Below are 25,744 nucleotides of genomic sequence, written 5' to 3'. Positions count from 1 at the left end.
AGCATCGTGCGGACGGACATTTCAGCGGTACCGTGACTTGTGTTTGGATGAGCGAGCCATCCGATCAGCCAGCGACCTATGCCCTCATCGTGGACGACGGTCTCATCCGCATGGATGCGATGGACCTCCTCGAGGAGGCCGGGTTCCGGACCTTCGAGGCCAGTGACGGCAACAAGCCCATGGTGCTGCTCGCCGAGCGGCACGCCGTCATCGTTCTGCCGCTCCCGCATCGAGAACCGACCCTCCGTCGCGCGCGTTCGAAGGTGCCGCAAACATCCTCCTGTGTCTGTTTGAGCGCACGCGAGACGTCGGTCGGCGGACCTTGAGCATCAGGGAACGAGCACGGCGGCGCCCTTCAGGGTCCCGAACCGGTGCGCCGCGATGGCCACGTTGGCTTGCGACAGCGGGTAGGTGCGCGTGCAGGTGACGATGCCGGCCTGCGGCACGACCTCGAAGAAGGTGCGGGCGTCCTCGCGCGCGAGGTTCGCCACCGAGCGCACAGACCGCTCGCCCCAGAGGAGGTCGTAGGAAAAGGCCGGGATGTCGCTCATGTGGATGCCGCTGCAGACCACGCGGCCACCCTTGCGAACCGCAGTGAGCGCGGTCGGCACCAGGCGGCCGTCGGGCGCGAAGATAAGAGCGGCGTCGAGTGGCTCCGGTGGCGTCTCGTCCGCCCCTCCGGCCCACTCGGCTCCGAGCGAGCGGGCAAAGTCCTGCGCCTCCCGGTCACCGGGGCGGGTGACCGCGAACACGCGTCGCCCCTGCCAGCGGCAAACCTGGGCGAGGATGTGGGCGGCCGCCCCGAAGCCGTAGAGACCGACGGTCACGGCCTCGCCGGCCATCCGCAGCGTGCGCCAGCCGATCAGCCCGGCGCAGAGGAGCGGCGCCGTCCCGACCGGGTCCAGGTTCGCGTCGAGCGGGATGGTGAAGGCGGCCTCGGCCAGGATGTGGCTCGCGAATCCCCCGTCGCGCGTGCAGCCGGTGAAGCCGGGGGCGTCGCAGAGGTTCTCCCGGCCGGTCTCGCAGTAGGCGCAGCGGCCGCAGGCGTGCCCGAGCCATGGCACGCCGACCCGCGTGCCCGGCCGCGGCGCGGTCACGCCTGTGCCGACCGCCTCGACGATGCCGACGACCTCGTGGCCCGGCACGATGGGATAGACCGCCTGAGGCAGGTCTCCGTCGATGACGTGGAGGTCGGTTCGGCAGACGGCGCAGGCTTCCACCCGGATGCGGACCTCGCCGGGCCCGGGCTCCGGGTCCGGCCGCTCTTCGGGAACGAGGGAGGCGCCGATCTCGCGCAGCACCATCACCAGCATCGACGAACCTCAGCAGGCGAGCGTCAGGCGATCCTCAACGGCGCGGACGCCGGGCGCGGACCAGGCGGCTCGCTCGGCGAGTTCGCGCTCCCGCCAGACGTCGACGCAGCCGTCGAGGGTGACCCTATCGCCGTCCACCTGTACCCGAATGGTGTCCGGGTCCCGGGCGCTCCGCATCAGGGCCGCGAGGATGCGGGACTTGACCTCGGAGGGCCGGACCGACGGCTTCACGGCGATGAGGTTGACGATGTCGGTGACGCCGGCGAGGCGGCGCAGCGCCTTATCGACGGCCGCCTTCTGGTGGTAGTAGGGCACGCAGCCCTGGAGCGTGACGCAGCCCCGCTCGACCTTGAGCGAGACCGAGTTCTCCGGGATCCGCACGTCCCATTCGAGTACCCGGGCGCAGCGGTCGGCCAGGGCCTCGTCGCCGATGCGGGGGTTGTCCGGGTAGCGGACCTCGATCTGTTCGGCCACGGCGCGCACGCCGCGGACGCGGAGCGTGACCCGCTCGGCGATGCCCTTCTCGGCATAGCTCCGGACATGCCCGGTGAGCGTCACGATGCCGTTCTCGACCGTGACGCCGATCTGCGCGGCGTCGATCATGGGGGCGTATTCCAGCTCGTCGAGCACCTGCTGGCGCACGGTGATGTCGTCCATGGCTCGTCTCCTCGGTTCGGCAGTGGGGACTCAGAGGGCGAGCCAGAGCAGCGCGGGCGTCACCACCGAGGCGGCGATGGCCAAGGCGAGCGCTTGCAGGCTGCCGATGCTCCGGTAGCGCGCGGCATTCGTGACGAGCCGGGGGCCGGCGTCGTTGAGCGGCGCCAGCCTGACCGGCACCCGCGCGCGGCGGACCGTCGTGACGAAGGTGGATCGAAGAACCAGGGTCATCGCGCGCTCCCGTCTTGCCTGACGGGGCCATTCTGCCGGCCCGCTTCGGGCGCGCTTTGATCCACCTCAACGCCCTCGGCACTGGGTGCCGGCACGGTCGCCCCGGGTATCCGCATCCGCCGGGAGGCCGACATGGACGCGAGGCGCGAACCGAGGGAATGCCGAGACGGCGGGCACCATGCTGGCGACCGGACCCTGGCCTTCGTGCCCGGGCCGCTCGGACCAGAGAGCCTGAAGCGGATCGACGCCTACTGGCGCGCCGCGAACTACCTGTCGGTCGGGCAGATCTACCTGATGGCCAACCCGCTGCTGCGCGCGCCGCTGAAGCCCGAGCACGTCAAGCCCCGGCTCCTCGGCCACTGGGGCACGACGCCGGGCCTCAACTTCATCTACGCCCACCTGAACCGCGTCATCCGCCAGCGCGACCTCGACATGATCGCGGTCTGGGGGCCGGGCCACGGCGCGCCGGGGCTCGTCGCCAACGCCTACCTCGAGGGCACCTACAGCGAGATCTACCCGGACGTGGCGCGGGACAGCGACGGCATGGCCCGGCTGTTCCGCCAGTTCTCGTTCCCCGGCGGCATCCCGAGCCACGCCTCGCCCGAGCTGCCGGGCTCGATCCACGAGGGCGGAGAGCTCGGTTATTCCCTTGCTCACGCCTTCGGCGCGGCCCTCGACAACCCCGGCCTGACCGTCGCCTGCGTGGTCGGCGACGGCGAGGCCGAGACGGGACCGCTCGCCGCCGCGTGGCATTCGAACAAGTTCCTCGACCCGCGCAACGACGGGACCGTCCTGCCCATCCTTCACCTCAACGGCTACAAGATCGCGAACCCAACCATCCTCGCCCGCCTGCCAGGGGATGAACTGCGGACTCTTCTCGTCGGCTACGGCTACGAGCCGACCTTCGTCGAGGGCGACGAGCCGGGCCCCATGCATCAAGCGATGGCGACGGCCCTCGATGCGGCCTTCGACGCCATCGCGGAGATCCGGGCGGGCGCGCGACCCGGAGAGGTCGGGCGGCCGCGCTGGCCCATGATCGTGCTGCGCAGCCCCAAGGGCTGGACGGGGCCGGAGACGGTGGACGGCAAGCCGGTCGAGGGCACCTGGCGCGCGCACCAGGTGCCGGTGGCGACCGTGCGGGAGATCCCGGAGCACCTCGCGGTCCTGGAAGCCTGGATGCGCTCCTACCGGCCGGAGGAGCTGTTCGCGGAAGACGGCTCGCTCGTGCCTGATCTCGCCGCGCTGCCGCCGAAGGGGCCCCGCCGCATCTCCGCGAACCCCCACGCCAACGCGCACAAGAGCCAGCCGTTGAGGCTGCCGGACCTTCGGTGTCACGCCGTCGCGGTGCCGGAGCCAGGCCGCTCCAAGGCCGAGGCCACCCGAGCGCTCGGGGCGTACTTGCGAGAAACGCTCACCCTCAACGCCGAGACTCGCAACTTCCGCATCATGGGCCCCGACGAGACCGCCTCGAACCGGCTCGACGCAGTGCTCGAGGTGACGAACCGCGCCTGGCAAGAGCTCATCCTGCCCAGTGACGACCACCTCGCCCGCGACGGCCGCGTGATGGAGGTGCTGAGCGAGCACCTCTGCGAGGGCTGGCTCGAGGGGTACGTGCTGACCGGCCGGCACGGCCTGTTCGCGACCTATGAAGCCTTCGTGCACGTGGTCGATTCGATGGTGAACCAGCACGCCAAGTGGCTGAAGTCCTCACGCGACCTGCCGTGGCGCCGGCCGGTGCCGTCGCTCAACATCCTGCTGTCGTCCCACGTCTGGCGACAGGACCATAACGGCTTCAGCCACCAGGACCCCGGCTTCATCGACTTCGTGGCGAACAAGCGCGGCGACACGGCCCGCATCTACCTGCCGCCGGACGCGAACAGCCTGCTCTGCGTCACGGATCATTGCCTGCGCACCTACGACCGCATCAACGTGGTCGTCGCGGGTAAGCAGCCTGCTCTGCAGTGGCTGAGCCTGGACGAGGCCGCGCGGCACTGCGCGGCCGGCGCCGGTATCTGGAACTGGGCCTCGAACGAGGGCGAGGCGGAGCCCGACGTGGTCATGGCCTGCGCCGGGGACGTGCCGACCCAGGAGACGCTCGCGGCCGTGGACTGGCTGCGCCAGCACGTCCCGGAACTGCGGATCCGGGTGGTGAACGTCGTCGACCTGATGACGCTGCCCTCCCGCGCCATGCATCCGCACGGGCTTGACGACCCGACCTTCGACAGCCTGTTCACGCGCGACCGGCCGGTGGTGTTCGCCTACCATGGCTATCCGTGGCTGATCCATCGCCTGACCTACAAGCGGACGAACCACGCGAACTTCCACGTGCACGGCTTCATCGAGGAGGGCACGACGACGACGCCCTTCGACATGTGCGTGCTGAACCGGCTCGACCGGTTCCATCTCGCCCAGGCCGCGCTGCGAGCCGTGCCTCGGCTCAAGGTCCGGGGCGAGCACTCCGAGGAGGCACTCCGGAACGCGCTGGCTGCCCATCGCGAACACGTCTGCCGGACTGGCGACGACATGCCGGAGGTCAGGGACTGGGCCTGGCCGGTGCGGCATGCCGATCACCGCCGCGTCGAAGGCGATATAATGCAGTGCGGCTCGGACGAAGCCGACCCGGAGGAGCCACAGGCGGGCGAGACGGTCGACGGCCGGACGGTCATCGCCTTGTAAGTCTCGGCGCGCTGGATCTGCCAGGGTGTCGGTTGCGGCAGCGGAGGGGATTCCGACTCATCCGTGAGGGTGTGAGGATGAGCACGCGCGAGGTCGAGGCTGTGGGCGTCTCGCCTCGGGCTCCGCCACGCCCGACCGGATCGCGGCGGCCCGCTGGACCGCCACGTCCACCTGCGCCGCGGCCGCGGCCTCCTAACAGGCGCGCCGCGATGCCACGTTCGCGGCGACCGGCAATGCAGCGGCGGCGAGGACATGGCACCAGGCTCGGTCTATCTCTCGCGACATGCGCCCCTCCTTCGTTGGCGGCCGGCTCAGTCCTCGACCACGCGGCGGAGCTGGGCTCGGCGCAGGCTGACTTGCCGGCCGCCGTCGCGCTGCAGGGCCCCGTCCTCTTCGAGTTGCGAGATGGTGCGCGACACGGTCTCGATGGTGAGTCCGAGGTAATCGGCGATGTCGCGCCGGGTCATGGGCAGGGCGAAGGTCCCGCTGCCGCCCAGGCGCTCGTCGACCTCCATCAGGAAGGCGGCCACGCGCTCCGTCGCCGAACGGCGCCCGAGCAGGAGTGTGAGGTCCAGGGCGAGGCGCAGATTGTTCGTCGCCATGCCCCAGAGCAGACAGGCGACCTCCGCCCGGTCGGTGGCGGCGCGCTCGACCTGGCGCCGCCTGAAAATCAGGATCTTGGTGTCGGCGAGGGCCTCGGCCGTGTGGCGGTGGGTCTCCCCCTGCTCGAACCCGAACAGATCACCGGGCAAGTGGAAGCCGGTGATCTGGCGGCGGCCGTCGCTCAGCACCTTGTGGGTGCGCACCGCGCCGCCGACGACCCTGTAGACGAACTCGGCTTCCTCGCCCTCGCCATAGATCTCCTCCTCGCGGGTGTAGGAGAAGGGCGTGCCGACGAGATCGGGGCACCCCGCGAACAGGATACTGCCCTTCACGCTTGAAACGGGAGCGGGATGGCCGGCCGCTGCGTGCGGGGGCATCGGTAGCGTGTACTCGGTGGTCATCTCGTCGCTCCTCACCCGTATCGGATGAGCGGAGATTGGCCCCGCGCTGCCGGCCGCGAAATTCCGGGCGCTCGCTTAAGCAAGTCCGCTTAAGGGCAACTACGTAGGCGTGCCGCGGCGCTCAGATGTTCGCGGCCGCCACGAGTCCCCATGCGTGCACGGGGTCGGGCAGCACGACGATGCCGTTGCGGCCCGCGAGCAAGGAGCCCAACTCGGTGGCGAGCCCGTAGGCCAGCAGGCCCAGGACGAGCGTGACGGCGTCGGCATGGCGGCCCAGGGCGTGGATGGACGCGCAGCCGGCGGTGAACGAGGCGGCCACCGCGAGCGCGAGGGGGTCGAGGGTCATGGCGCCGCTCCGGCGGGGACGGATCAAAGGTCCTGGGCGAGGCCCTGCCAGGCAACTTGCCGACGCGGCCTCGCTGGCGCTGGATGGCGCCTCAGACGGAGCGAGCCTCGGGCGCCCGATAAAGCCGCCACAGCTCGAACGCGGCCAGGACGGCCACGGCGAGCCCGATCGCGAGGTGCGCCCACATGGGCGACCCGCTGTGCGCGAAGCCGAGCGCCCAGGGGGCGACGGCGACCCATAGGCCGATGGCGAGATTGATATATTCCTCCCAGTCGTAGGACTTGCTGATGGCGAGCACCGCGATGATGGCGATGGCGACGCCACTGGCGAAGGCGTTGCGCGCTGCGGCGGTCTCGCTCCCTAATCCCAGGTACCAGGGCGTCATGAGCAGGGCGACGCCGAGCAGGACGTTGAGCGAGTTCAGGACCGTGTCTTCGGTCCGGTTCTCGATGGAGCGCATCGGTTTCTCCTTGCGGAGGATGGCCCCGGCGGCTGGGGGCCGCAGCACCGGGCGCCGGGACCGAGCGGCAGACGGCCTGCCGCCTTCCATGGACCAAGGTTCCCGTGGTCAGGGAGCAAGGCATTGATCTGGCTCAAGACGGTGGAGAACCCAGTATTCGTTCTACTTGGGTCAGCTTGGCAATTTATTGGGATTTTTATGAAAACATCGCATCGGTCATCGAATTCTCTTGCTTGATCTGGATCAAGGCCGGTGAGTTCGCAGCAATCTCTGATGGTCGGCATGCCATGACACGGAGTTTCCCATGCATTCCGAGCACGTGACGCAAATTCAGCCCTCGCCGCTTACCGATCCCGCCGAGGTCATCAAGACCGGCATCGGCACTTGGCGCGTCTTCGCAATCGACCTGCCGCTGCGCATCGCCGCGGAGACGATGCGGTTCACGGGGTACCGCATCCAGGCGCAGGCGGAGCATCTCGCGGCCCTGGCCGGATGCGGCTCGCTCCAGGCCGCCGTCGAGCTCCAGGCCGCCTTCCTGACCAAGGGCGTGGCCGACTACCAGACGGAGGCGACGACCCTGTCGCACGACGTCACCGAGGCGGTACTCGCCAAGGCGGCCTGAGACGAGCTCGCCGGTGTCGCACGCGGCTCCGGCGCTCCCGTCTCGATTTTCTCCGGGCGCCGCACCAGCAAGAGGGCCCGATGCCGGCCATCCGACCTCCGCCGACCCTCTATCGGGTGTTCCAGCACCGGCTTGAACCGGGGGTATGCTGCGCCGTGCGCGAGGCCATGCTGGTCCCCTGTTTCGTCCGTCCGGGCGCTTGAGACTTCGGCGCGAACGTGCGCGAGGATGAGAGTCTGCCGTTCGGATTTCAACCCGACCCGGCGTGGGAGGCCACCGCGGCGTTCGGCTACTACCTCTTCCACCATCCCTGCGAGACTCTGGCGCACAAATACTCCCGACACGGGGCCTGAGAAACCCCGTCCGGCTTGCGCCAGATCAAGGCCGGGCTCGCGCCGCCTGTCAGCATCCCGGGTCAGCCGGAACGGGGAAAGCGCACGCCGTGCCCCGCGCTTTGCGCCCTGGGCCGTTCCGCGCGAGCCGCCGCGCCCGCGAAGTCCCGCGGCGGGCTGCCTTCGGGGTGCTGATCAAACCTGAAGGGCGGGGCCCGTGGCGGCCCCGTCGGCGGCGAGCATCGCCAAGAGCGCATCGAACGCGAGGGGTTTCTCGATCAAGGGCACGCCCGCGGGACGCGCCCGCGTGCGGATGCCCGGGTCGGGGTGTCCGGTGATCAGCACCACGGGAACGTGGACGTCGACGTCCCGCAGCCTCGCGTACACTTCCAGGCCTTTCATCCCTGGCATGACCTGGTCGAGCAGCACGAAGGCCGGGCTCGGGCCGGGGAAGGCCGCAAGCAACTCCCGTCCGTCCGCGAAGGTCTCGACCTGGTGGCCCTCGCTCTCAAGCAGGAAGCGGGTGGAGTGCAGGACGGCCAGGTCGTCGTCGACGACGTAGATGAGTCTGGAAGGATCTGACGGCATGACGGTCGCCGGGGCGTGGTGTTCGGGCGGTTCTAAGCCGACATCTTGCGAGAGGAACCCGGGCGCTCGCCTTGACCTGCCTCAAGCCCACCTCACGCGAGGCCGGCCAATACCGCCCATCGCACCAGTTCCTGCAGGTTCGCGGCCTGCGTCTTGGCCATGAGCTTGGCCCGGTAGATCTCGACGGTGCGCGGGCTGATGTCGAGTGCGCGCCCGATCTCTTTGCTGGTGCCGCCGGCGACCAGGTGATTCAGCACCTGCCGCTCGCGCTCGCTCAGGGTTCCGACCCGCCGCACGAACTCCTGAAGGCCGGGGTCGACCGCCGCGACCGACCTGCCTCGCTCCAGCGCGGAACGCAGCGCCTGCAGGAGCGCCTCGTCATCGAAGGGTTTCTCGATGAAGTCGCAAGCCCCGAGCTTCATCGCCTCCACGGCCAGCGGTACGTCCCCGTGCCCCGTCATCATCACGACCGGAAGGTTCTGGCCGGCCGCCCGCAGGCGCCGGAGCAGTTCCAGCCCATCGATGCCGGGCATGCGGATGTCGGTCAGGATGGCGCCCCGGGAGGGCTTCGGGAGTTGCCCGAGCAGTTCCGTGCCGGCCTCGTAGAGCCGCACCTCGAAGCCGGCCGTATCGAGGAGGAAGGCGACCGAATCCCGCATGGCCGGGTCATCGTCGACCACGTGCACAAGGTCAGCCGCCATGGCCCAGGTCTCCGTTGTGCGCGGCCGGCAGCGTCAGCCGGAAGGTCGCCCCGCCGGCGTCGTTGCGCTCGACCCACAAGCGGCCGCCATGCGCCTCGACGATGGTGCGGCAGATCGACAGACCGACACCCATCCCGCCCTGTTTGGTCGTGACGAAGGGCTGGAACAGCCGATCTGCGACCTCGTCCGAGATACCTGGCCCGGTGTCCGAGACGGCGATCTCGACGGTCTCCGGCCCGGCGGGACGCGCGTCGATGGTCAACTCGCGCCGCTCGCCGTGCTGCATGGCCTCGCGGGCGTTGCGCAACAGGTTGACCAGCACCTGCTGCACCTGCACCCGGTCGGCCAGGACCGGGTTCGTGTTCGGGGCTAGCGCGACGCGTGCCGTAACCCCCTGCTCGCGGGCGCCGACGAGCGCGAGGGCGCTGGCTTCCTCGATCAGCCGCGCGACCGGCTCGACCCGCGTCTCCGTCTCGCCCCGGGCGACGAACTCGCGCAGGCGGCGGATGATCTGCCCGGCCCGCAGCGCCTGCTCGGCGGCCTTGTCGAGAACCTCCATCGTCTTAGCGATGGCCGCGGGGTCGGGGTGGGCCAGGAGACGTTTGCAGCCGTTCGTGTAGTTGCTGATGGCCCCGAGCGGCTGGTTCAGCTCGTGGGCGAGCGTCGAGGCCATCTCGCCCATCGCGCTCAGGCGGGATACGTGCACGAGCTCGGCCTGGAGCTCCTGGAGGCGCGCCTGGGTGTTGTGGCGTTCGGTCAGGTCGTTGATGAAGCCGGTGAAGTAGACCTGCTCGCCCGAGCGCATCTCGCCGATGGCCAATTCCATCGGGAAGGTCGAGCCGTCCCGCCTCTGGCCCGTCACGACCCTGTTTGTGCCGATGATGCGGCGCTCGCGCGTCCGCCGGTAGCGGTCGAGGTAGCCGTCGTGCTCGCCCCGCATCGGCTCAGGCATCAGGATGCGGACGTTTTCCCCGACCGCTTCGGCGGCCGGGTAGCCGAACAGGCGTTCGGCCGCCGCGCTGAACGAGTGGATGAGACCCGCCTCGTCGATGACGACCATGGCCTCTGGCACGGTGTCGAGGATGGATTGGAGATGCGCCTCGCGTGCCCGGAGCTCCATCTCGGCCTGCTTCTGCTCGTCGATGCCGAGCACGACGCCTCGGTGCCGGAAGGGACTCCCCCTCCCGTCGAGCTGCACCCGTCCGCGCGAGCGCAACCAGCAGACATGCCCGTCCGGCCGATCGACGCGGTAGTCGACCTCGTAGCTGCCGCCCTCTCGCAGCGCGCGCTGTATCGCGTCAGCCCGGGCCTGTCGGTCTTCCGGATGCACGAGCGCCTGGGAGGCGGCGAAGGTGGTCAGCTCCTCGGCTGGGACGCCGAAGAGGCGGGCGCAGGTCGGGGAGACCGTGGCGCGGCCGGTTGGAATGTCCAGCGACCAGATGCAGATGCCCACCTCGTCGAGGGTCTGCCGGAGCTCGTCGCCGGTCGATGTCTCCGAGACTTGATATGATTCGAGGGAGGCGATGGGGTTCGTCATCGTTCACCACCTGGGGAATTGGCCCCAAGCCGCGGCGGTGGACGCCCCGGTGCAAGTGACCCGCACGACATCCCGACTTCGCGTCCGTGAGGCTACTCCATGTTAAGGGTCACGAACAATCGTTCGGCCGGGCCGGCTCTTGAGGTGGATCAAGGTCGCCGGCCCGGGACGGGTCGAACCGTGGGGCTCGGGACCGGAGACGACCCAAGCAAGAGAACTCCCCATCCCCGCTCGCCGCCATACGCGACGTCCTCGTCGGCACCGCCGTCGAGGGCGAACGCGAGGAAGCCTCCTCGGCTATCGGCTACGGCCTGACGCTGGCCAAGGCCGCCGGCGCGCACCTGATCGTGCAGTCGGCCTCGTGGCACCTCTCGGGCGACGATGCCCGGCTCGGCGACTTCCACTACGAGGGCATCGCGCTCGTCGACCGTCGCCTCAACGCGCTGGCCCGCTCCAACGCGGAACGCTCAGCCGGGGACGCTCAGCGTGCGGAAGGGCGGTGCCTCGCGCATCGGGCTCGCCGCCCTGGAGCCGGCCGCATGGCACCGGGCGCAGTGCTCGCGCGCGAATGCCTCGCCCCGTGCCGCCAAGGCGTCCCGGGCCGCGACGGGCGAGACGACGAGCAGGCCCAAGGAGGCAGCGGTGCCAACGAGTAGGTCGTGCCCGCGCATCAGTGGCACATCAGGCAGCAGACCGGGGAGCGTTCGAGGGCATCGCGGGTGACGCCACCGAAGATCCACTCCCGCAGTCGGGAATGGCCGAAAGCGCCCATCACGATCAGGTCGGCGTCCTCGCGCATGGCGAAGTCCAGGATCTCACGGCCCTCGCTCCCGACCGCCCGCAGGAGGTGGGTGGTGGCGTGGGCGCCGTGTCGCGCGAGATGGCCGGTCACCGCCTCCGCTCCTTCATGCCGCGCATCGGCTCCGACCGTCGCGACGAAGACCTCGTCCGCGTCGCGGAGGAAGGGCAGCGCCGCCGTCACCGCGCGCCTCGCCTCCGGCCCGTCCTTCCAGGCGACGACGATGCGGGTGCCCTTCATGTGGACGAGCCGCGGCGGCGCGACGAGGACGGGCCGGCCCGCCTCCATCAGCACGGGCCCGGGCGGCACGCCGAGAGGGCCTGTGTCCTCGTCCTCCGGCCCGCGCCGGCCGACCACGACGAGGTCGGCGGCACGCGCCTGCTCGACGAGATGCGTGACGGGTCCGGCGAGGGCGGCTTGCCACTCCGTGCGGGTCCCATCGCCGGCGCTGCGCTCGAACAGGGCGCGCGCCTGTTCGAAGATCTCACGCACTTGCGCTTTGTTGCGCTCCTCCTGCTCGATGGCGTCGTCGAGGTCGCGCACCAGGATGGGCGCCGGCACCTTGTGGGCAGCCGCGCCCGTGAGGGTGGCCTCGAAGCGCCTGGCGAGACCGGCGGCGAGCCGTATGCGCTCCGGAGCCCCGTTTCCGAGGTCGGCGGAAACGAGGATGTTCGCGTAGCACATGGCCACCTCCGTCGCGGGTCGGTTCCGACTGAGGAAGCCTGGGCTCGGGTAGCGCCGCCCACCTTGATCCAGCGCAAGCCGCCGGGCGACGCTTGGCTGGCCTCACGTCGCTTGCGGGACGCCCTGCGCCGACGGCTCGCGAGCGGCCCAGCCGCCGAGCACGCGCATGGCGTTGAGGATGACGGCGACGTCGATGGCTTCCTGGAGCAGGGCGCCCTGGAGGGGCGTGAGGTACCCCAGCGCCGCCGCGACCATGCCGGAGAGCGACAGCCCGAGGCCGACCCAGACGCTCTGGAGGGCGATGGCGCGGGCGCGCCTGGCGATGCGGATGGCCTCTGGCAGCGGCGCGAGGCTATCGACGAGCAGGACGACGTCCGCGGCCTCGGCCGCGGCCGCCGCACCGCGGGCGCCGAGCGCCACGCCGAGGTCCGCAGCCGCGAGGGCCGGCGCGTCGTTGACCCCGTCGCCGACCATCATCACGGGGCCGTTCCGTCGCTCGGCGGCCACCGTCCCCGTCTTGGCCGCCGGGTCGAGGTCGGCTGCGACGGCATCGACGGGCAGGCCGGCGACGAGGGCCTCCGCGACGGCGCGCCGGTCGCCGGTCGCCAGCACCACCCGCTCGATGCCGCACGCGCGCAGCGCCGCGAGGGTCCCGCCTCCGTCGTTCCGCAACGGGTCCGAGAATTCCAGTACGGCGACGGGCGCGCCCTCCACGGCGACCAACACCGTTGCCGCCGCCGCGGCGACGCGTTGTGCACCGTCCGCTGGCGGGAAGCGGACGCCGTGGATCTGCATAAGGCGAGGCCCGCCGACGAGGGCATGTCGCCCCTCGACCCAGCCGCTCACGCCTTCGCCGGGAGACTCCGTGACCTTCGTGGGTTGCGACAGACCCAGGCCGTGCCGGCGCGCCTCCTCGACCAAGGCTCGCGCTATCGGATGGCCCGAGGCCTGGTCGAGGGAGGCGGCCAGCCTCAGGGCCTCCGCCTCGCCGAACGGGGCGAGGGCCCGGGCCGAGGTCAGCCGGGCGGTGCCATGGGTCAGGGTGCCGGTCTTGTCGACCACCAGGACGCGGATCTTGGCCAGCGTCTCCAGGGCGCCGCCGCCCTTGATGAGGACGCCGATGCCGGCGGCGCGCGACAGGGCGGAGACGAGCGCGACGGGCACGGCCAGGATGAGCGGGCACGGCGTGGCGACGACCAGCACGGCCAGTGCCCGCACGGCGTCGCCGGTGGCGGCCCAGGCGCCTCCGGCCAGCAGGAGCGTAAGGCCAAGGAAGGCGAGGCCGTATCGGTCGGCCATGCGCGCCATCGGCGCCTTGCTGGCCTGGGCTGCCTCGACCAGCCGGATGATGCCGGCATACGTGCTATCGGCCGCGAGCCGCTCGGCGAGCAGCTTGAACGGCGTCCCCACGTTCACGCTGCCGCTGAGCACGGCATCGTCCGCCTCGAAGGCGACCGGCAGCGCCTCGCCGGTGAGGCTCGACCGGTCGAGCATAGCGCGGCCCGCGGCGACCCGGCCGTCGACCGGCAAGACGTCGCCGACGCGCACCAGGATGCGGTCTCCGGGGACGAGAGCCGCGAGGGGTACCTCCGTCAAGGCACCGGCCTCCTCGCGCAGGGCGGTGCGGGGCTGGCGCGCGATCAGCGCCGTCATCGCTCGCCCGGCGCGACCCGCGGCGTAGGCTTCGAGCGACTGACCGCCGGCGTACATCAGGGCGATCACGGCGCCGGCCAGGGGCTGCGACAGGACCAGCGCGCCGCCCATCGAGAGCAGGGCGACGAGGTCGAGCCCGACATCGCCCCGCGTCAGGCTGATCACGACCTGGGTCGCGAGGACGGCGAGGACCGCCAGGGTCGCGAGCGTCCAAGCCGCCGCCGCGACGTCCGCCCGGCCGAGCGCCTGCGCCGACAGGCCGGCGCAGAGGCCGGCCAGCGGCAAGACCGTCAGCCATCCCCGCAGGCGCAGCACCCATCCGGCGACAGCCGACCATCCCGTCTCGGTTGAGCCCACGGCCGCCGTCGTCATCGTTGGGATCGCCTCCGTTTGTTGCGTTTCCGAGGTGCGCTCATCCTAGCCGTAGGACCTTGCGATGGATCAACGCGCCGCCGGGCACACCGGGAGAGATAGCCGAGGCAATCGCACGGAGCGCTCCCATGTTACTCCCGTCGTCCCTCCCTCTCGCGGGCATCCGCGATATCCTGGTCGGCATCACGGAGGAGGGCTGCGGGGACGAGACCGCGGCATCCCTGGGCTACGGCCTGACGCTGGCGCGGGACGCGGGCGCCCACCTCACCGTGCAGTCGGCCGCGCTCCGATTTATGGCCACCGGCCTGCCGCTGTGCGGGTTCGCCGACGAGATCATCGGCGCCGAGAACGGTCGCCTGGCCGCCCTCGCTCGGCACGCTGCGGAGAGGGTGGCGGGGAACGCGGCAGGAGCGGGCGTCACCTGCACGACCGAGGCGCCGTCCCTTCCGTATCACGAGCTCATCGCGCGGCTTTCAGCCCGCGCCCGCCTGCACGACCTGACGGTTCTCGACGCGGAGCCTTCCGCGGCGATGCCGGACCGCGACCTGATGGAGGGCGTGCTCTTCGAGAGCGGGCGCCCGGTTATCGTGGTGCCCCCGGGCTGGGACACCTTCCGGGCCCGCCGGATCGTCGTCGCCTGGGACGGCGGCGCGCAGGCGGCGCGGGCGGCGAACGACGCGCTGCCGTTCCTGCGTGGAGCAGAGGCGGTCGCGGTGGTCTGCGTCGATGAAACCGAGCGGCTGCTGTCGACGGTGCCCGGCGCGGAATTTGCCCCACACCTCGCGCGCCATGGCGTCGAGGTCACGGTCGACGACCGCCCGGTCGAGGTCGACGTCGCCGAGACCCTGCGCAGGGCGACCAAGCGGTTCGGGGCCGACATGGTGGTGATGGGCGCCTACCGGCACTCGCTCATGCGCGAGTGGTTCCTCGGCGGAGCGACGCAATCGCTGCTAGCCCAGAGTGCAGTGCCCCTGTTCCTGGCTCATTAACGAGTGTCCGAACTCGCTCGCGCAAATTGGGCAATTGGTCCGGGCCGCCAACCGTCGTGCTTGTGACCGCCGCTGGCACTTCTGCTTCTCGCCCCTAAGCCGACCTTCGGAGGGATGGAGCGCAAGGTCCGGAAGGGGTCAGGAGTTCGCGCGTCGTTTGGACAGCAACGCGCCCATAGCGGAACTTCAGCTCATCCCCGATGAAGAGCAGCTTGATGCTCGGAAGCGGTTCTTCACGCCGGCTCACGCACCCGTCTCGACCAGGGCGATAATCGCCTCAACCATCGGTTTGTGGCGTGCGGCAGACCATCAGGTATCGAAAGCCGCTTCGAGGATACGTTCGGCCAGGCGAGCAGCCAGTCGCGCAGGGCCCGCGCGACGGCTTCAGGCTTCTCGATCGGTGTCATGTGCCCGGCGCCCGGCACGATCGCGAGCTTGGCGCCGGGGATGAGGGCCGCCATGGCGCGATGTTCGGCCAGGGGCGTGATCGCGTCGGCCTCGCCGCGTAGCACGGGGACCGGGCAAGTCAGGGCGGCGAGCACGTCCGAGCGACGGCGTTCTGGCGCACGAAGATTTCGGGGCCGAGGCGTTCGGTCATCGCCCGGACCCGGGAGACGATGACTTCGTCCGTCAGATGCGCCGGGTCGAGATAACTGGCAAGCAGGCGGTCGCCGAAGCCGTGGAAGCGGCCGGGGGCCCGGGCCGCCCGGTCGAGGGCCCGGCGGCCCGCCGCGCGATCGGGGTCGTCGGGACGAAAGGCGGTGTCGAGGAGCGCGAGCCGCGTCACCCGCTCGGGCGCGCGCCGCAGGATCTCTTGCGCGACCTAGCCGCCGAGGGAGAAGCCGGCCAGGGCGAAGCGCGGGGGCGCCTCGGCCAGGACCTGCTCGGCGATCGTGCCGACATCGTTGCCGCGGGTGATGTCGCCGACCTGGGCCTCTGCGCGATTTCGCCGAGCGCGGCGATCCGGTCGCGCCAATGATCGGCGTCGTTGAGCAGACCCGGCAGCAGCACCAGCGGAATCATGCCGCGCCCCTGAGCGCCTCGCCCGAGCCCGCCTCCGCACGCATGGCAGGAGTGCCGCCCGGGCCCGCCGTCCAGAGGGTCAGGCCATCGCCGGATTCGTCGGCGTTGAGCGTGAATGGTCCGTCGTCGAAGAGCGGCGCTCCGCTGCGGAAGCTGAAGCGGTCCGGAGGTGCGCCGCGCAGGTCGGCGGCGAAGTTCAGGAGCAGGACCGCCTGGAGCGGCCCGTGAACGACGAGGCCCGGATAATGCTCCACCTCCATCGCGTAGCGGCGGTCGTAGTGGATGCGGTGGGCGAAGAACAGAAGCGCGGAGTAGCGGAACAGCAGTGGCGCGCTCGGCTCGAGCGTGCGGCTGTGGCGGCCCAGCTCCGCAGCGGCGGCCTGCACCGGCACGCCGCTCTCGGCTCCGCGATAGACGATGTCCTGGCGCTCGCCGATCACCGGCTCGCCGCCGGCCGAGAGCGCGTGCTCCACGGTGACGAAGCAGAGCGGGCCGGTGCGCCCCTGCTTCAGGGAGACATCGGCGATGGACGAGCGGCGCTCGACGATGTCGCCGACGTGGATGTCGCGGTGGAAGCGAACCGTGCTGCCCGCCCACATCCGACGGGGCAGCGGCACCGGCGGCAGGAAGCCCCCGCGTTGCGGATGCCCGTCTTCTGCGAGCGTCGCTGTCGGCACCGTCTGCGACGATAGGCAGTGGTGGATCAGCCGCGGCGCGGGCTCGCCACGGCGCGGCGGGGCGCCCGGTCGGTCGAGGGTGGCGTGGAAGCGGGCGACGAGGTCTTCCGTGACCTCGGCGGGGTGCGTCTCCTCGCGACCGATCCAGCCGCGCAGATGCGCGAGGTCGGCATCCGGGGCCGTCATCGGCTTCCTCCTGTCGAGGCACCGAGGGCGGGGACCGGGCCGTAGCACCGCTCCTCGCCGCGCACGATTGCGGCGGGTGCCGGGAAGGTGACCGGACCGGCCGGCGTCTCGACGCTGATCCGACGCAGATGCGGGTGGCCGGAGAGAGCCGCCATGTCGTTCACCGAGGCGAAGGCGACGTCGGCCTCTGTCAGGCGGGCCACCGCCTCGTCCTCGCCGAGCTCGGCGAAGACGCGGGCGACCAGGGAGTCGGTCTCAAGCCTGTTCTTCGTCCGGGCGACGTTGGTGGAGAAGCGTGGATCCGTTGCTGCGCCTAGCTCGCGCAGGAACACGGCGCAGAACTTCTTCCATTCCCGCTCGCTCTGGATCGAGATCAGGATCGGCTTGGCGTCGCGGGTCGCGAACACGCCGTAGGGCGCGATCGAGGGATGCGCGAGTCCGATCCGCTTCGGCGGGCGCCCGCCCTCCTGATGGAGGAGCGGCACGGCCAGCCAATCGGCCATGACGTCGAACATCGAGACCCGGATGTCGGCACCCCGGCCCGTGATGCCGCGGGCGATCAGCGCCTCGAGGATCGCCGCGTGCGCGGTCGCGCCTGTGGCGATGTCCACGATAGAGATGCCGACGCGGGCTGCCGCCTCGGGTCCGCCGGTGATCGAGGACAGGCCGGACTCCGCCTGGATCAGGAGATCGTAGGCCTTGCGGGAGGCCAGCGGTCCGGTCTCCCCGTATCCGCTGATCGAGCAGGCAATCAGGCGCGGGAATTCGCGGCAGAGATCCTCGATGCCGAAGCCCAATCGATCGAGCGCACCCGGCTTCAGGTTCTGGATCAGCACATCGGCCTGCGCGACGAGCGCGCGGAGTTCCTTCTTGCCGGCGTCGGTCGCCAAGTCGATCACGACCGAATGCTTTCCGCGGTTGAGCCACACGAAGTAGCTGCTCTGACCGCCGGGAGCGACGTCATCGTATCCGCGGGCGAAGTCGCCCTCCGGCCGCTCGACCTTGATCACGCGGGCGCCAGCGTCGGCGAGGCGCGAGGAGCAGAAGGGTGCTGCCACCGCCTGCTCGATGGTGACAACGGTGAGACCGTCGAGGGGAAGACGACCGGTCATCAGAACGACCTCGGCAGGCCGAGGATGTGCTCGGCGACGTAGGAGAGGATCAGGTTCGTCGAGATCGGCGCCACTTGGTAGAGGCGCGTCTCGCGGAACTTGCGCTCGACGTCGTACTCGGCCGCGAAGCCGAAGCCGCCGTGGAACTGGATGCAGGCGTTGGCCGCCTCCCAGGACGCCTTGGCGGCGAGGTACTTCGCCATGTTGGCCTGCGCCCCGCAGGGCTCGCCCGCGTCGTAGAGGCGGCAGGCCTCGTAGCGCATGAGGTTGGCCGCCTCGACCTCGATGAAGCTCTCCGCGATCGGGAACTGCACGCCCTGGTTCTGGCCGATCGGCCTGCCGAACACCGTGCGTTCCTTGGCGTAGGCCGAGACCTTGTCGATGAACCAGTAGCCGTCGCCGATGCACTCGGCCGCGATCAGCGCGCGCTCGGCGTTGAGCCCCGTGAGGATGTACTTGAAGCCCCAGCCCTCCTCGCCGATCAGGTTCTCGGCCGGGATCTCGAGGTCGTCGAAGAACAGCTCGTTGGTCTCGTGGTTGACCATGTTGAGGATCGGCCGGACGCTCATGCCCTTCTCTTTCGCCTCGTGCAGGTCGACGAGGAAGATCGACAATCCGTCCGACTTCTTCCTGACCTGATCGAGCGGCGTGGTGCGCGCGAGCAGGATCATCAGGTCGGAGTGCTGGATGCGCGAGATCCAGACCTTCTGGCCGTTGATCACCCAGCGGTCGCCTTTGCGCACGGCGGTGGTCTTGATCCGGGTCGTGTCGGTGCCGGCGGTCGGCTCGGTCACGCCCATCGACTGGAGCCGGAGTTCGCCAGCCGCAATCTTCGGCAGGTAGCGCCGCCGCTGCTCATCCGAGCCGTGCCGGACGAGCGTGGTCATATTGTACATCTGCCCGTGGCAGGCGCCGGAATTGCCGCCCGAGCGGTTGATCTCCTCCATGATGACCGAGGCTTCCGTCAGCCCGAGGCCGGAGCCGCCGTATTCCTCGGGGATCAGGGCCGCCATCCAGCCCGCCCCGGTCAGGGCGTCGACGAACGCCTCCGGGTAGCCGCGGGCCTCGTCGATCCGACGGTGGTACTCGGCCGGGAAATCGGCGCAGAGCGCCCGCACCGCGTCGCGGATGTCCTGGTGCTGACCCTCGTCGATCGTCTGCATCGCTCTCTCCCTGGGATTTTGCGTTTGTTCGGCCGTCTGCGCTTCAGCGCATCACGAAGGGGTTGGGCACGTCCTCGGCGAGGTTGATCCAGACACTCTTGGTCTGCAGGTACTCATCGATCGCCGACTGGCCGTTCTCGCGGCCGATGCCACTGCGCTTGTACCCGCCGAAGGGCGCCATCACGCTGACCGCCCGGTAGGTGTTGACCCAGACCGTGCCGGCCCGAATCCGGTCGGGCAGCCGCAGGGCACGGCGGATGTCGGTCGTCCAGATGCCGGCAGCCAGCCCGTAGAGGCTGTCGTTGGCGATCTCGACGGCGTGGTCCTCGTCCTCGAACGGGATGATCGAGAGCACGGGACCAAACACTTCCTCTTGCGCTATGCGCATGCTGTTCGAGACCTCGCCGAAGATCGTCGGCTGCACGAACCAGCCTTGCGCCAGTTCCGGCGCCTCGGGCTTGCCGCCGCCGAGCAGGCAGCGCGCGCCCTCGCTGCGGGCGACGTCGATGTAGGACAGGACCTTCTCGCGCTGCGGCTGCGTGGTGATGGGCCCGACCTGGGTGGCCGCCTCCATCGGGTTGCCGAGCTTGGCCTGCGAGGCGAAGTCCACGATGCGACGTGAGACTTCCTCGTAGACCGAGCGCTGCACCAGGAGCCGCGAGCCGGCGATGCAGGTCTGGCCCGAGGCCGCGAAGATCCCTGAGATCGCGCCCTTGACCGCGTGGTCAAGGTTGGCGTCGGCGAAGATGATGTTGGGCGACTTGCCGCCAAGCTCGAGCGTGACGTGCTTGATGCCCTTAGCGGCGGCCGCATAGACGGCGGCACCCGTCGCATCTCCGCCCGTGAAGGCGACCTTGGCGACGTGGCGGTGCTCGCAGAGCGACGGTCCGACCTCGGCGCCGTAGCCCGTCACGGTATTGACGACGCCGTTGGGGAAGCCCGCCTCACGCACGAGCTCCATGAGGGCGAGCGTCGAGCAGGAGGTGAACTCGGAGGGCTTGATCACCACGGTGTTGCCCGCCGCGAGTGCCGGGGCGAGCTTCCAGGTAAGCAGCATCAGGGGCGAGTTCCACGGCGTGATGCAGACGATCACGCCGAGCGGCTCGCGCTTGGTGTAGGTGAACACGTCCGGCTTATCGAGCGGCAGCACGCCGCCCTCGATCTTGTCGGCGAGCCCGCCGTAGTAGTGAAACCATTCCGGGATGTAGCGGAGCTGGCCGAGCATCTCCGCGTAGAGCTTGCCGTTGTCGCGCACCTCCATTGCCGCGAGCTTCTCCGCGTCGCGTGCCACGAGGTCACCGAGGCGGCGCAGGAGCTTGCCGCGGTTGGTGGCGGTCATCGCCGGCCATGGGCCCTTGGTGAAGGCGGCGTGCGCTGCCTCGATCGCGGCTTCCGCATCCTCCGGCCCGCAGCGGGGCAGTTCGGCCCAGTCGCGCCCGTCGAAGGGATTGGCGGTGGTGAACCAGCGCCCGGTCGCGCTCTCGCACGGACGGCCTGCCACGGTGTTGCGGAAACGTTCGAGCGTCATCCTGCCTCTCCTTGTTCCTCCCGGAGCCTCTGGAGCCCCGCGCGCCACGATCTAGGGCCGTGCCGCGCGAGGCGTCGGGCTCAGATCGGCACGTGGCCGAGCGCAGCCCGGAAGCGGTTCTTGATGTAGACGCCGTCCCGCGGCGGCAGGACGCGGGGCAGGTTCTCGGCCACGACCTTAATGGTCGCGAGCGTCGGACCCCGACGGGCGCCGAGGCTCGTGCGCAGGTCCTCCACCTGGCCCATCTCGCGGATCTCCGCGGTCCAGGCGAAGCCGCAGCTCTCCGCGACCCGGTCGAGGTTGATGCCGCGCCCTGCGTGGCTCACCTGCATGCCGGTCTCACCGAAATGCCCGTTGTCGAGCACCGCGATGGTCAGGTTCGGCGGCGCCTGGACCGCGATGGTCGCGAGCGCGCCGAGGCCCATCAGCATCTCGCCGTCGCCGGTGATGACGAGCACGGAACGGTCCGGCGTCGCCTTGGCAAGGCCGAGACCGACCATCGCGGCGGAGCCCATGGCGGCCCAGAGATAGTAGTTGTTGTCGTGGTCGCCCGCCGCCATCACGTCGTAGGAGGCCGAGCCGAGACCGGTGACGATAAGGAGGTCCTTGCGGCCGTCGAGCAGCCGCGCGACGACCTTGCGGCGATCAAGGGCGCCGCCCGCGTTCACTTCACCCATTTCTTTTCTCCGATCAGCCGTTGTCCGAGAAGCAGCGCGCAGGCGGAATCGCCGTTGAAGGCCATGGTGGCCGCGCCGTGCAGGAGGGGCGCAACTTCCTTCGGATCGTCAGCGCGCCAGGTCATCACGCCCATCAGCTTGAGCGAAGCCTCGGTCGCCTGGCCCATCGGGTTCTGCCAGGCGTTAAACTCGGCCCAGTCGCCGCGCATGGTCACGACCATCAGCAGCGGGAAGCGGGCGCAGACCTGCAGCGCCAGGGTGTTGATGCAGTTGCCGACGCCACTCGACTGCAGCAGCAGGGCTCCCTTCTCGCCCCCGAGCCATGCGCCGGCGAGGTATCCGATGCCCTCCTCCTCGGTGGTCAGCACCACGGAGTTGATCTCGTTGTCGGCTTCAGCGAGGCGGATCGCGGTCGTATGGCCTGCGTCCGGAACGTAGACGATGTGCTTCACATCGTGCTCGCGGAGAACGCGAAACACATCGCTCTGCCAGTCGTGACCGCCGTCTGTACTTTGATCTGTTGTTGCCACTTGGTCCTCCGGTCTAACGAAGATATATTGGGGCTTTTGTAAAGGGCCGATCGAAATCGGCCCAATATCCATTTGCGAAATGAGAGATGCCGAACCGATCTAGCTTCGGGCGGCGTCGGCGGCTTCCAATGCCTAGCCGCGAGCGCTGCGGAAGCCGGTCCGGGCTTCGATCTCGCCGTCGCCATCGAGGTAGCCGTGCCGGTCGAGATGCGGCAGCGCGATCGAGGCGAGCAGCACCATGCCGTTGATGAAGGCGACGTAGAAGAAGAAGTACTGTTCGACGCTGGCCGTCCGGAGCGACAGCGCGACGTACTCGGCCGTCCCACCGAACATCGCGTTGGCAATCGCGTAGGGCAATCCGACACCCAGCGCACGGACCTCGGCCGGAAAGAGCTCGGCTTTCACGAGGCCTGCGATCGGCGTGTAGAAGGACGCGATCAGAAGACCTGCCAGCACTAGGGAGAAAGCGACGAGCGGACTACGGGTAAACTGGATCGAGAGCAGGATCGGTACGACGAGCACGACGGCGCAGGTCGAGTAGAGCAGCATGCTGCGCTTGATACCGATCTTGTCCGACAGCAGGCCAAAGATCGGTTGCGCGACCATGTAGCACACCATGGCCGAAGTCATGATGAAGCTGACAGTGGTGGCGCTGAAGCCCGCCGAAAGGACAAGGAACTTCTGCATGTAGGTGGTGAAGGTGTAGAAGTAGAGCGAGCCACCCATGGTGATCGCCAGCACCAGCAGCACCGCCCGCTTGTGGCGCATCAGCCCCTTGATCGAGCCTGCCTCCTTGCGATGCATGCTTTTGGCGGTCGCGGTTTCGTGCATGGAACGGCGAAGCACCGAGACCACGATCGCGCCGAGCGCGCCGATCACGAAGGGGATGCGCCAACCCCAGGCCTTGAGGTCCTCCGCCGACAGAAGGTGCTGCAGGGCGGTCACCGTCAGGAGCGCGAGAAGCTGGCCCGCGATAATCGTGAAGTACTGGAAGGACCCGTAGAAGGCGCGCCGGCCCGGTCCGGCGACCTCGGCGAGATAGGTCGCTCCCGTCCCATACTCGGCGCCGACGGATAGGCCTTGCACGAGACGCGCGAGGATGAGGAGCGCCGGCGCGGCGAACCCGATCGTGCCGTAGGTCGGAAGGCAGGCGATCAGCTGCGACCCGGCGCACATCATGGCGACCGAGATGATCATCGAGATCTTCCGGCCTTTGGTGTCGGCGATGTAGCCGAAGAGCCAGCCGCCAAGTGGGCGCATGAAGAACCCAACGGCGAAGACGGCCGCGGTCGCGAGGAGTTGGGTCGTCTGGTCGCCGGCCGGAAAGAAGGCGGCCGCAAAATAGATCGACGTGTAGGCGTAGACGAAGAAATCGTACCATTCGACGAGATTGCCGGCGCAGGCGCCGGCGATCGAAGCGATCCGACTCCGCGGCGTATGTTTCTCCGCTTCGCTCAGATCTGTCGTGCCGCCGATGATGGCGCTCTCGGCCATGATGACCTCCCTGGATTGGTTGTGCCGGCTCTCGTGCGCTGCCGCCGAGGCTCTTGGCGTTGAGGCGCGCGCTGACATCGGCGCCGCACAGCGATGCGGCGCCTGAGGTGCGAGCCTGGAGATTCGATGTTACGGCGCGACCACAGCCGTTCAGGCCATCGCGCACTCCTGTTTATCCGCGGGGAACTCGACCGCTAACTGAAATCCACGGACGGCAAAGATGATCAATATTCAGTCGGGTCTTCCGCTGTCAGAAACCTAGACTTGGCGTGCTCCAAGTTGCCTGATCATTGAGGAACAGCCATCAATCTACCGGAAATTTCTTGCCATACGAAGGGGGGGCGGCATCTAGCAGATATGCCGGATTTCTATCGCTCCGGGGCTCGAGAGGCTCCGGTTGCTTCAGTCGCCGTCCCGTCCTCAAGACTGAGCCACGGGCTTGAGCAGACCGCTCGCCGTGGCGATCAGTTCGCCCGTCTCAGCCGTAATCGTGGCCTCGCAGAACAGGACCGAGCGTCCGGCCCGGACCACGAAGCCCTCGGCCGTGAGGAGCCCGCGTCCGGGAGCGAGAAAGCGCGCCTGCAGGTCGAGGGTCAGCACCGGGCGCTGCGCCTTGAGGCGGGCGGCCGTGCCCATGGCGATGTCGAGCAGCGTGCAGATGATGCCGCCATGCGCGATCCCGAGATTGTTGGTGTGCTCGGGCCCCAGGGCCAGCCGCAAGCGTGTGTGTCCCTCTGCGACGCCGAGTTCCTCGATTCCGCAATGGTCCGCAAAGGGAATCTTCGCGCCGAAGATCGTCCGCTCCGTCTCCGGCATGGATCTCTGTTCCCTAGATCTGATTGGCGCCGGACATCACGGGGTAGTGGCACCGCGAACCGGCCCTCTGTCGCCGGGTGCATTAACACGGACGAGCGCCTCATGGGGTAAGAGGGCTTTCGAATAAACGGTAGATCTCCGCGCTAAGGAGACGGTTCAGGGTGGGCTTGTTCTGTGAGTTCCTTCGCCGGTTCAAGCACCTGCCCGACCCAGATGCCGCGTCTCGCAAGATCCATCGCGATCTCGACGATCGTCTGCCCGACGAAGCGGGCGGCGAGGCTCACCGGGCGGTCGGCAGCGTAGGCGACGACGAGTTCGCGTGTCGGCGCGGGATCCGTGAGCCGCGAGGCTGAGAGAACGCCCGCTTCCACCATCGTGTAGATCGGAGCCAACGGCAGGACCGTTGCGCCGAGGCCGGTGCGTACGAGGTTGATCAAGGTCTGGAATGAGTCAGCCTCGATCACGGTGCGAATGCGGATGCCGGCACGACGGGCGCAATTGTCCACAATGTCACGGAGCATGTGCCCGGGGCTTGGGAGCACGAGTTCTTCTTCGGCGAGCCGCGAGAACGGGACGGTTTCTCCGAGTCGACGCTGTCCCGCGGTGATGAGGAGCAAGCTCTCCAGCATGATCGGGACGATGCGCACGGTGTGCGAGCGGCTGGGGTTGTAGGAAACGGCGACATCGATCTGGCCCCGCTGCAGCCAGTCGAGGATGTGCCCGCTATAGGCCGAGGACAGCCGCAGCGAGAGGTTCGGGTGTTCCTGCCGAAGGCGGGTCGCCAGGGGGACGGTAACGATCTCGGCGACGGTCGGCGTCGTCCCGATCGAGATGGAGCCACGGAAGGAGGTCCGGCCGGCCGCGACCGTGTCGCGGATCGCATCCATCTCGGCCATGATGCGTACGGCATGGGCGAGAACCTCGCGGCCGACATCGGTGATGACCATACCGCGGCCATGGCGCTCGAACAGGTAGGTCCCGAGTTCCTGCTCCAAGAGGCGGATCTGACGGCTCAGAGCAGGCTGCGCTATGTTCAGTCGGTCGGCTGCCTTGCTGACGCTCCCTAGCTCGGCGATGTGGGCCAGGGTCCTGAGTTGCGAGATATCCATGAGCCCGCTGTGCTGCATGGCCGGAGGGGATGGGCCGGCCGATCCGTCCGAGGCAGCATGCTAGGCTTCATGCAACAGGGGAAGGCGGCGCGGTAGCCGACATCACGGATCATTGCCCAGATGCCATGTCGACCGCTGCTCGCGGCACAGGGCGCCCGTTGGAGCGGGCGCCCGGAGATCTTCGACGGTTCCGAGCCTCGCTTGCGAGGAAATCGAAGTCGCAGCGGTGGGGCGCCTGCGTAACGGTCTGGCGGTAGAGGGCCTTGTAGCCTCGCTGGGGCGGCGGCCGGTGGCCCGCCAGGCGCCGGGCGATCTCGTCGGGTTCCGCCAGGAGGTCCACGCGCTTCTGGCGAATCGACAGGCGGGTGCGGTCGCCGTCGCGCACCGCCGCGAGCGGACCGCCGATCGCGGCTTCAGGCGCCACATGCAGCACGATCGAGCCGAAGGCGGTGCCGGACATCCGGG

General features: G+C 69.3%; 28 protein-coding genes and 1 pseudogene. 4 read left to right on the top strand and 25 right to left on the bottom strand.

Annotated elements, in window-relative coordinates; genetic code table 11:
* The first annotated feature begins 47 nt into the window (after positions 1-47).
* Positions 48-326, top strand: coding sequence for a response regulator (locus tag WDW90_RS21740; RefSeq protein WP_336489552.1), 279 nt, complete (start codon positions 48-50; stop codon positions 324-326).
* A gap of 3 nt (positions 327-329) precedes the next feature.
* Here the strand turns inward: WDW90_RS21740 and WDW90_RS21735 are convergent, their stop codons facing one another.
* Genes WDW90_RS21735 through WDW90_RS21725 form a run of 3 tightly spaced genes read right to left on the bottom strand, consistent with a single transcriptional unit; the run spans position 330 to position 2,201 of the window.
* Positions 330-1,313 (bottom strand): zinc-dependent alcohol dehydrogenase family protein, encoded by a 984-nt coding sequence (locus tag WDW90_RS21735; RefSeq protein WP_336489551.1) that lies wholly within the window; start codon positions 1,311-1,313, stop codon positions 330-332.
* Between the two features lie 9 nt (positions 1,314-1,322).
* Entirely contained in the window at positions 1,323-1,970 is a 648-nt protein-coding gene (locus WDW90_RS21730; protein ID WP_336489550.1) for a BON domain-containing protein, read from the bottom strand.
* A gap of 30 nt (positions 1,971-2,000) precedes the next feature.
* Entirely contained in the window at positions 2,001-2,201 is a 201-nt protein-coding gene (locus WDW90_RS21725; RefSeq protein WP_336489549.1) for a hypothetical protein, read from the bottom strand.
* A 132-nt stretch (positions 2,202-2,333) separates the two neighbouring features.
* Between WDW90_RS21725 and WDW90_RS21720 the strand changes: the two genes are divergently transcribed.
* A complete protein-coding gene (locus WDW90_RS21720) occupies positions 2,334-4,877 on the top strand; it encodes a phosphoketolase family protein (RefSeq protein ID WP_336489548.1) in 2,544 nt (847 codons plus the stop codon).
* Between the two features lie 311 nt (positions 4,878-5,188).
* Here the strand turns inward: WDW90_RS21720 and WDW90_RS21715 are convergent, their stop codons facing one another.
* The 3 genes from WDW90_RS21715 to WDW90_RS21705 all read right to left on the bottom strand — a co-directional run bounded on the left by WDW90_RS21715 (position 5,189) and on the right by WDW90_RS21705 (position 6,687).
* Positions 5,189-5,881 carry a helix-turn-helix domain-containing protein gene (locus WDW90_RS21715; RefSeq protein WP_431311094.1) on the bottom strand — a complete coding sequence of 231 codons (693 nt, stop codon included), beginning with the start codon at positions 5,879-5,881 and terminating at the stop codon, positions 5,189-5,191.
* 121 nt (positions 5,882-6,002) lie between these two features.
* Positions 6,003-6,227: a hypothetical protein gene (locus tag WDW90_RS21710; RefSeq protein ID WP_336489547.1), complete on the bottom strand. Its 225-nt coding sequence runs from the start codon at positions 6,225-6,227 to the stop codon at positions 6,003-6,005.
* Positions 6,228-6,318: 91 nt separating this feature from the next.
* Positions 6,319-6,687: an SPW repeat protein gene (locus WDW90_RS21705; protein ID WP_336489546.1), complete on the bottom strand. Its 369-nt coding sequence runs from the start codon at positions 6,685-6,687 to the stop codon at positions 6,319-6,321.
* Positions 6,688-6,991: 304 nt separating this feature from the next.
* On the opposite strand from WDW90_RS21705, the gene WDW90_RS21700 reads away from it, so the two are divergent.
* Positions 6,992-7,309 (top strand): phasin family protein, encoded by a 318-nt coding sequence (locus tag WDW90_RS21700; protein WP_336489545.1) that lies wholly within the window; start codon positions 6,992-6,994, stop codon positions 7,307-7,309.
* Between the two features lie 527 nt (positions 7,310-7,836).
* Here WDW90_RS21700 and WDW90_RS21695 read toward each other — a convergent pair.
* The 6 genes from WDW90_RS21695 to WDW90_RS21665 form a co-directional block, all read right to left on the bottom strand.
* On the bottom strand, positions 7,837-8,229 hold the full coding sequence (locus tag WDW90_RS21695; RefSeq protein WP_336489544.1) for a response regulator transcription factor: 393 nt from the start codon (positions 8,227-8,229) through the stop codon (positions 7,837-7,839).
* Between the two features lie 92 nt (positions 8,230-8,321).
* Positions 8,322-8,930: a response regulator FixJ gene (gene fixJ, locus WDW90_RS21690; protein ID WP_336489543.1), complete on the bottom strand. Its 609-nt coding sequence runs from the start codon at positions 8,928-8,930 to the stop codon at positions 8,322-8,324.
* On the bottom strand, positions 8,920-10,467 hold the full coding sequence (locus WDW90_RS21685) for a PAS domain S-box protein (protein ID WP_336489542.1): 1,548 nt from the start codon (positions 10,465-10,467) through the stop codon (positions 8,920-8,922). The genes fixJ and WDW90_RS21685 overlap by 11 nt, the downstream gene beginning before the upstream one ends.
* Before the next feature lie 467 nt (positions 10,468-10,934).
* Positions 10,935-11,138: a hypothetical protein gene (locus tag WDW90_RS21675; protein ID WP_336489541.1), complete on the bottom strand. Its 204-nt coding sequence runs from the start codon at positions 11,136-11,138 to the stop codon at positions 10,935-10,937.
* Positions 11,138-11,950 carry a universal stress protein gene (locus WDW90_RS21670; protein WP_336489540.1) on the bottom strand — a complete coding sequence of 271 codons (813 nt, stop codon included), beginning with the start codon at positions 11,948-11,950 and terminating at the stop codon, positions 11,138-11,140. The genes WDW90_RS21675 and WDW90_RS21670 overlap by 1 nt, the downstream gene beginning before the upstream one ends.
* Positions 11,951-12,052: 102 nt before the next feature.
* Positions 12,053-13,975, bottom strand: a complete 1,923-nt coding sequence (locus WDW90_RS21665; protein WP_336489539.1) for a heavy metal translocating P-type ATPase — start codon at positions 13,973-13,975, stop codon at positions 12,053-12,055.
* Between the two features lie 128 nt (positions 13,976-14,103).
* On the opposite strand from WDW90_RS21665, the gene WDW90_RS21660 reads away from it, so the two are divergent.
* On the top strand, positions 14,104-14,964 hold the full coding sequence (locus WDW90_RS21660; protein WP_336489538.1) for a universal stress protein: 861 nt from the start codon (positions 14,104-14,106) through the stop codon (positions 14,962-14,964).
* Between the two features lie 233 nt (positions 14,965-15,197).
* On the opposite strand, the gene WDW90_RS21655 is transcribed toward WDW90_RS21660, so the two are convergent.
* The 13 genes and pseudogenes from WDW90_RS21655 to WDW90_RS21595 form a co-directional block, all read right to left on the bottom strand.
* Positions 15,198-15,476 (bottom strand): alpha/beta fold hydrolase, encoded by a 279-nt coding sequence (locus WDW90_RS21655; RefSeq protein WP_336489537.1) that lies wholly within the window; start codon positions 15,474-15,476, stop codon positions 15,198-15,200.
* A 14-nt stretch (positions 15,477-15,490) separates the two neighbouring features.
* The gene (locus WDW90_RS21650; RefSeq protein ID WP_336489536.1) at positions 15,491-15,751 is read right to left on the bottom strand and encodes a hypothetical protein; all 261 of its coding nucleotides are present in this window, start codon (positions 15,749-15,751) and stop codon (positions 15,491-15,493) included.
* 36 nt (positions 15,752-15,787) lie between these two features.
* A complete protein-coding gene (locus WDW90_RS21645; RefSeq protein WP_336489535.1) occupies positions 15,788-15,940 on the bottom strand; it encodes a hypothetical protein in 153 nt (50 codons plus the stop codon).
* A 43-nt stretch (positions 15,941-15,983) separates the two neighbouring features.
* Positions 15,984-16,850, bottom strand: a complete 867-nt coding sequence (locus WDW90_RS21640) for an HTD2 family dehydratase (protein ID WP_336489534.1) — start codon at positions 16,848-16,850, stop codon at positions 15,984-15,986.
* Complete coding sequence (locus WDW90_RS21635) at positions 16,847-17,962, bottom strand: CaiB/BaiF CoA transferase family protein (protein WP_336489533.1); 1,116 nt, start codon at positions 17,960-17,962, stop codon at positions 16,847-16,849. The genes WDW90_RS21640 and WDW90_RS21635 overlap by 4 nt, the downstream gene beginning before the upstream one ends.
* Complete coding sequence (locus WDW90_RS21630; protein ID WP_336489532.1) at positions 17,962-19,125, bottom strand: acyl-CoA dehydrogenase family protein; 1,164 nt, start codon at positions 19,123-19,125, stop codon at positions 17,962-17,964. The genes WDW90_RS21635 and WDW90_RS21630 overlap by 1 nt, the downstream gene beginning before the upstream one ends.
* A 43-nt stretch (positions 19,126-19,168) precedes the next feature.
* A complete protein-coding gene (locus WDW90_RS21625) occupies positions 19,169-20,653 on the bottom strand; it encodes an aldehyde dehydrogenase (protein ID WP_336489531.1) in 1,485 nt (494 codons plus the stop codon).
* A gap of 80 nt (positions 20,654-20,733) precedes the next feature.
* Complete coding sequence (locus tag WDW90_RS21620) at positions 20,734-21,330, bottom strand: thiamine pyrophosphate-dependent enzyme (protein ID WP_336489530.1); 597 nt, start codon at positions 21,328-21,330, stop codon at positions 20,734-20,736.
* Positions 21,318-21,932, bottom strand: coding sequence for a thiamine pyrophosphate-binding protein (locus WDW90_RS21615; protein WP_336489529.1), 615 nt, complete (start codon positions 21,930-21,932; stop codon positions 21,318-21,320). The genes WDW90_RS21620 and WDW90_RS21615 overlap by 13 nt, the downstream gene beginning before the upstream one ends.
* Before the next feature lie 60 nt (positions 21,933-21,992).
* Positions 21,993-23,354 (bottom strand): MFS family transporter, encoded by a 1,362-nt coding sequence (locus tag WDW90_RS21610; RefSeq protein WP_336489528.1) that lies wholly within the window; start codon positions 23,352-23,354, stop codon positions 21,993-21,995.
* A gap of 420 nt (positions 23,355-23,774) precedes the next feature.
* Complete coding sequence (locus WDW90_RS21605; RefSeq protein WP_336489527.1) at positions 23,775-24,170, bottom strand: PaaI family thioesterase; 396 nt, start codon at positions 24,168-24,170, stop codon at positions 23,775-23,777.
* Between the two features lie 143 nt (positions 24,171-24,313).
* Positions 24,314-25,297: a LysR substrate-binding domain-containing protein gene (locus WDW90_RS21600; protein ID WP_336489526.1), complete on the bottom strand. Its 984-nt coding sequence runs from the start codon at positions 25,295-25,297 to the stop codon at positions 24,314-24,316.
* A 91-nt stretch (positions 25,298-25,388) separates the two neighbouring features.
* Positions 25,389-25,744 (bottom strand): annotated as a pseudogene (locus WDW90_RS21595) (dihydroxy-acid dehydratase domain-containing protein); the annotation flags it as partial.

This window comes from Methylobacterium nigriterrae, from assembly GCF_037106235.1.
Taxonomy (GTDB): domain Bacteria; phylum Pseudomonadota; class Alphaproteobacteria; order Rhizobiales; family Beijerinckiaceae; genus Methylobacterium; species Methylobacterium nigriterrae.
This window is presented reverse-complemented; position numbering and strand designations above follow the sequence as displayed.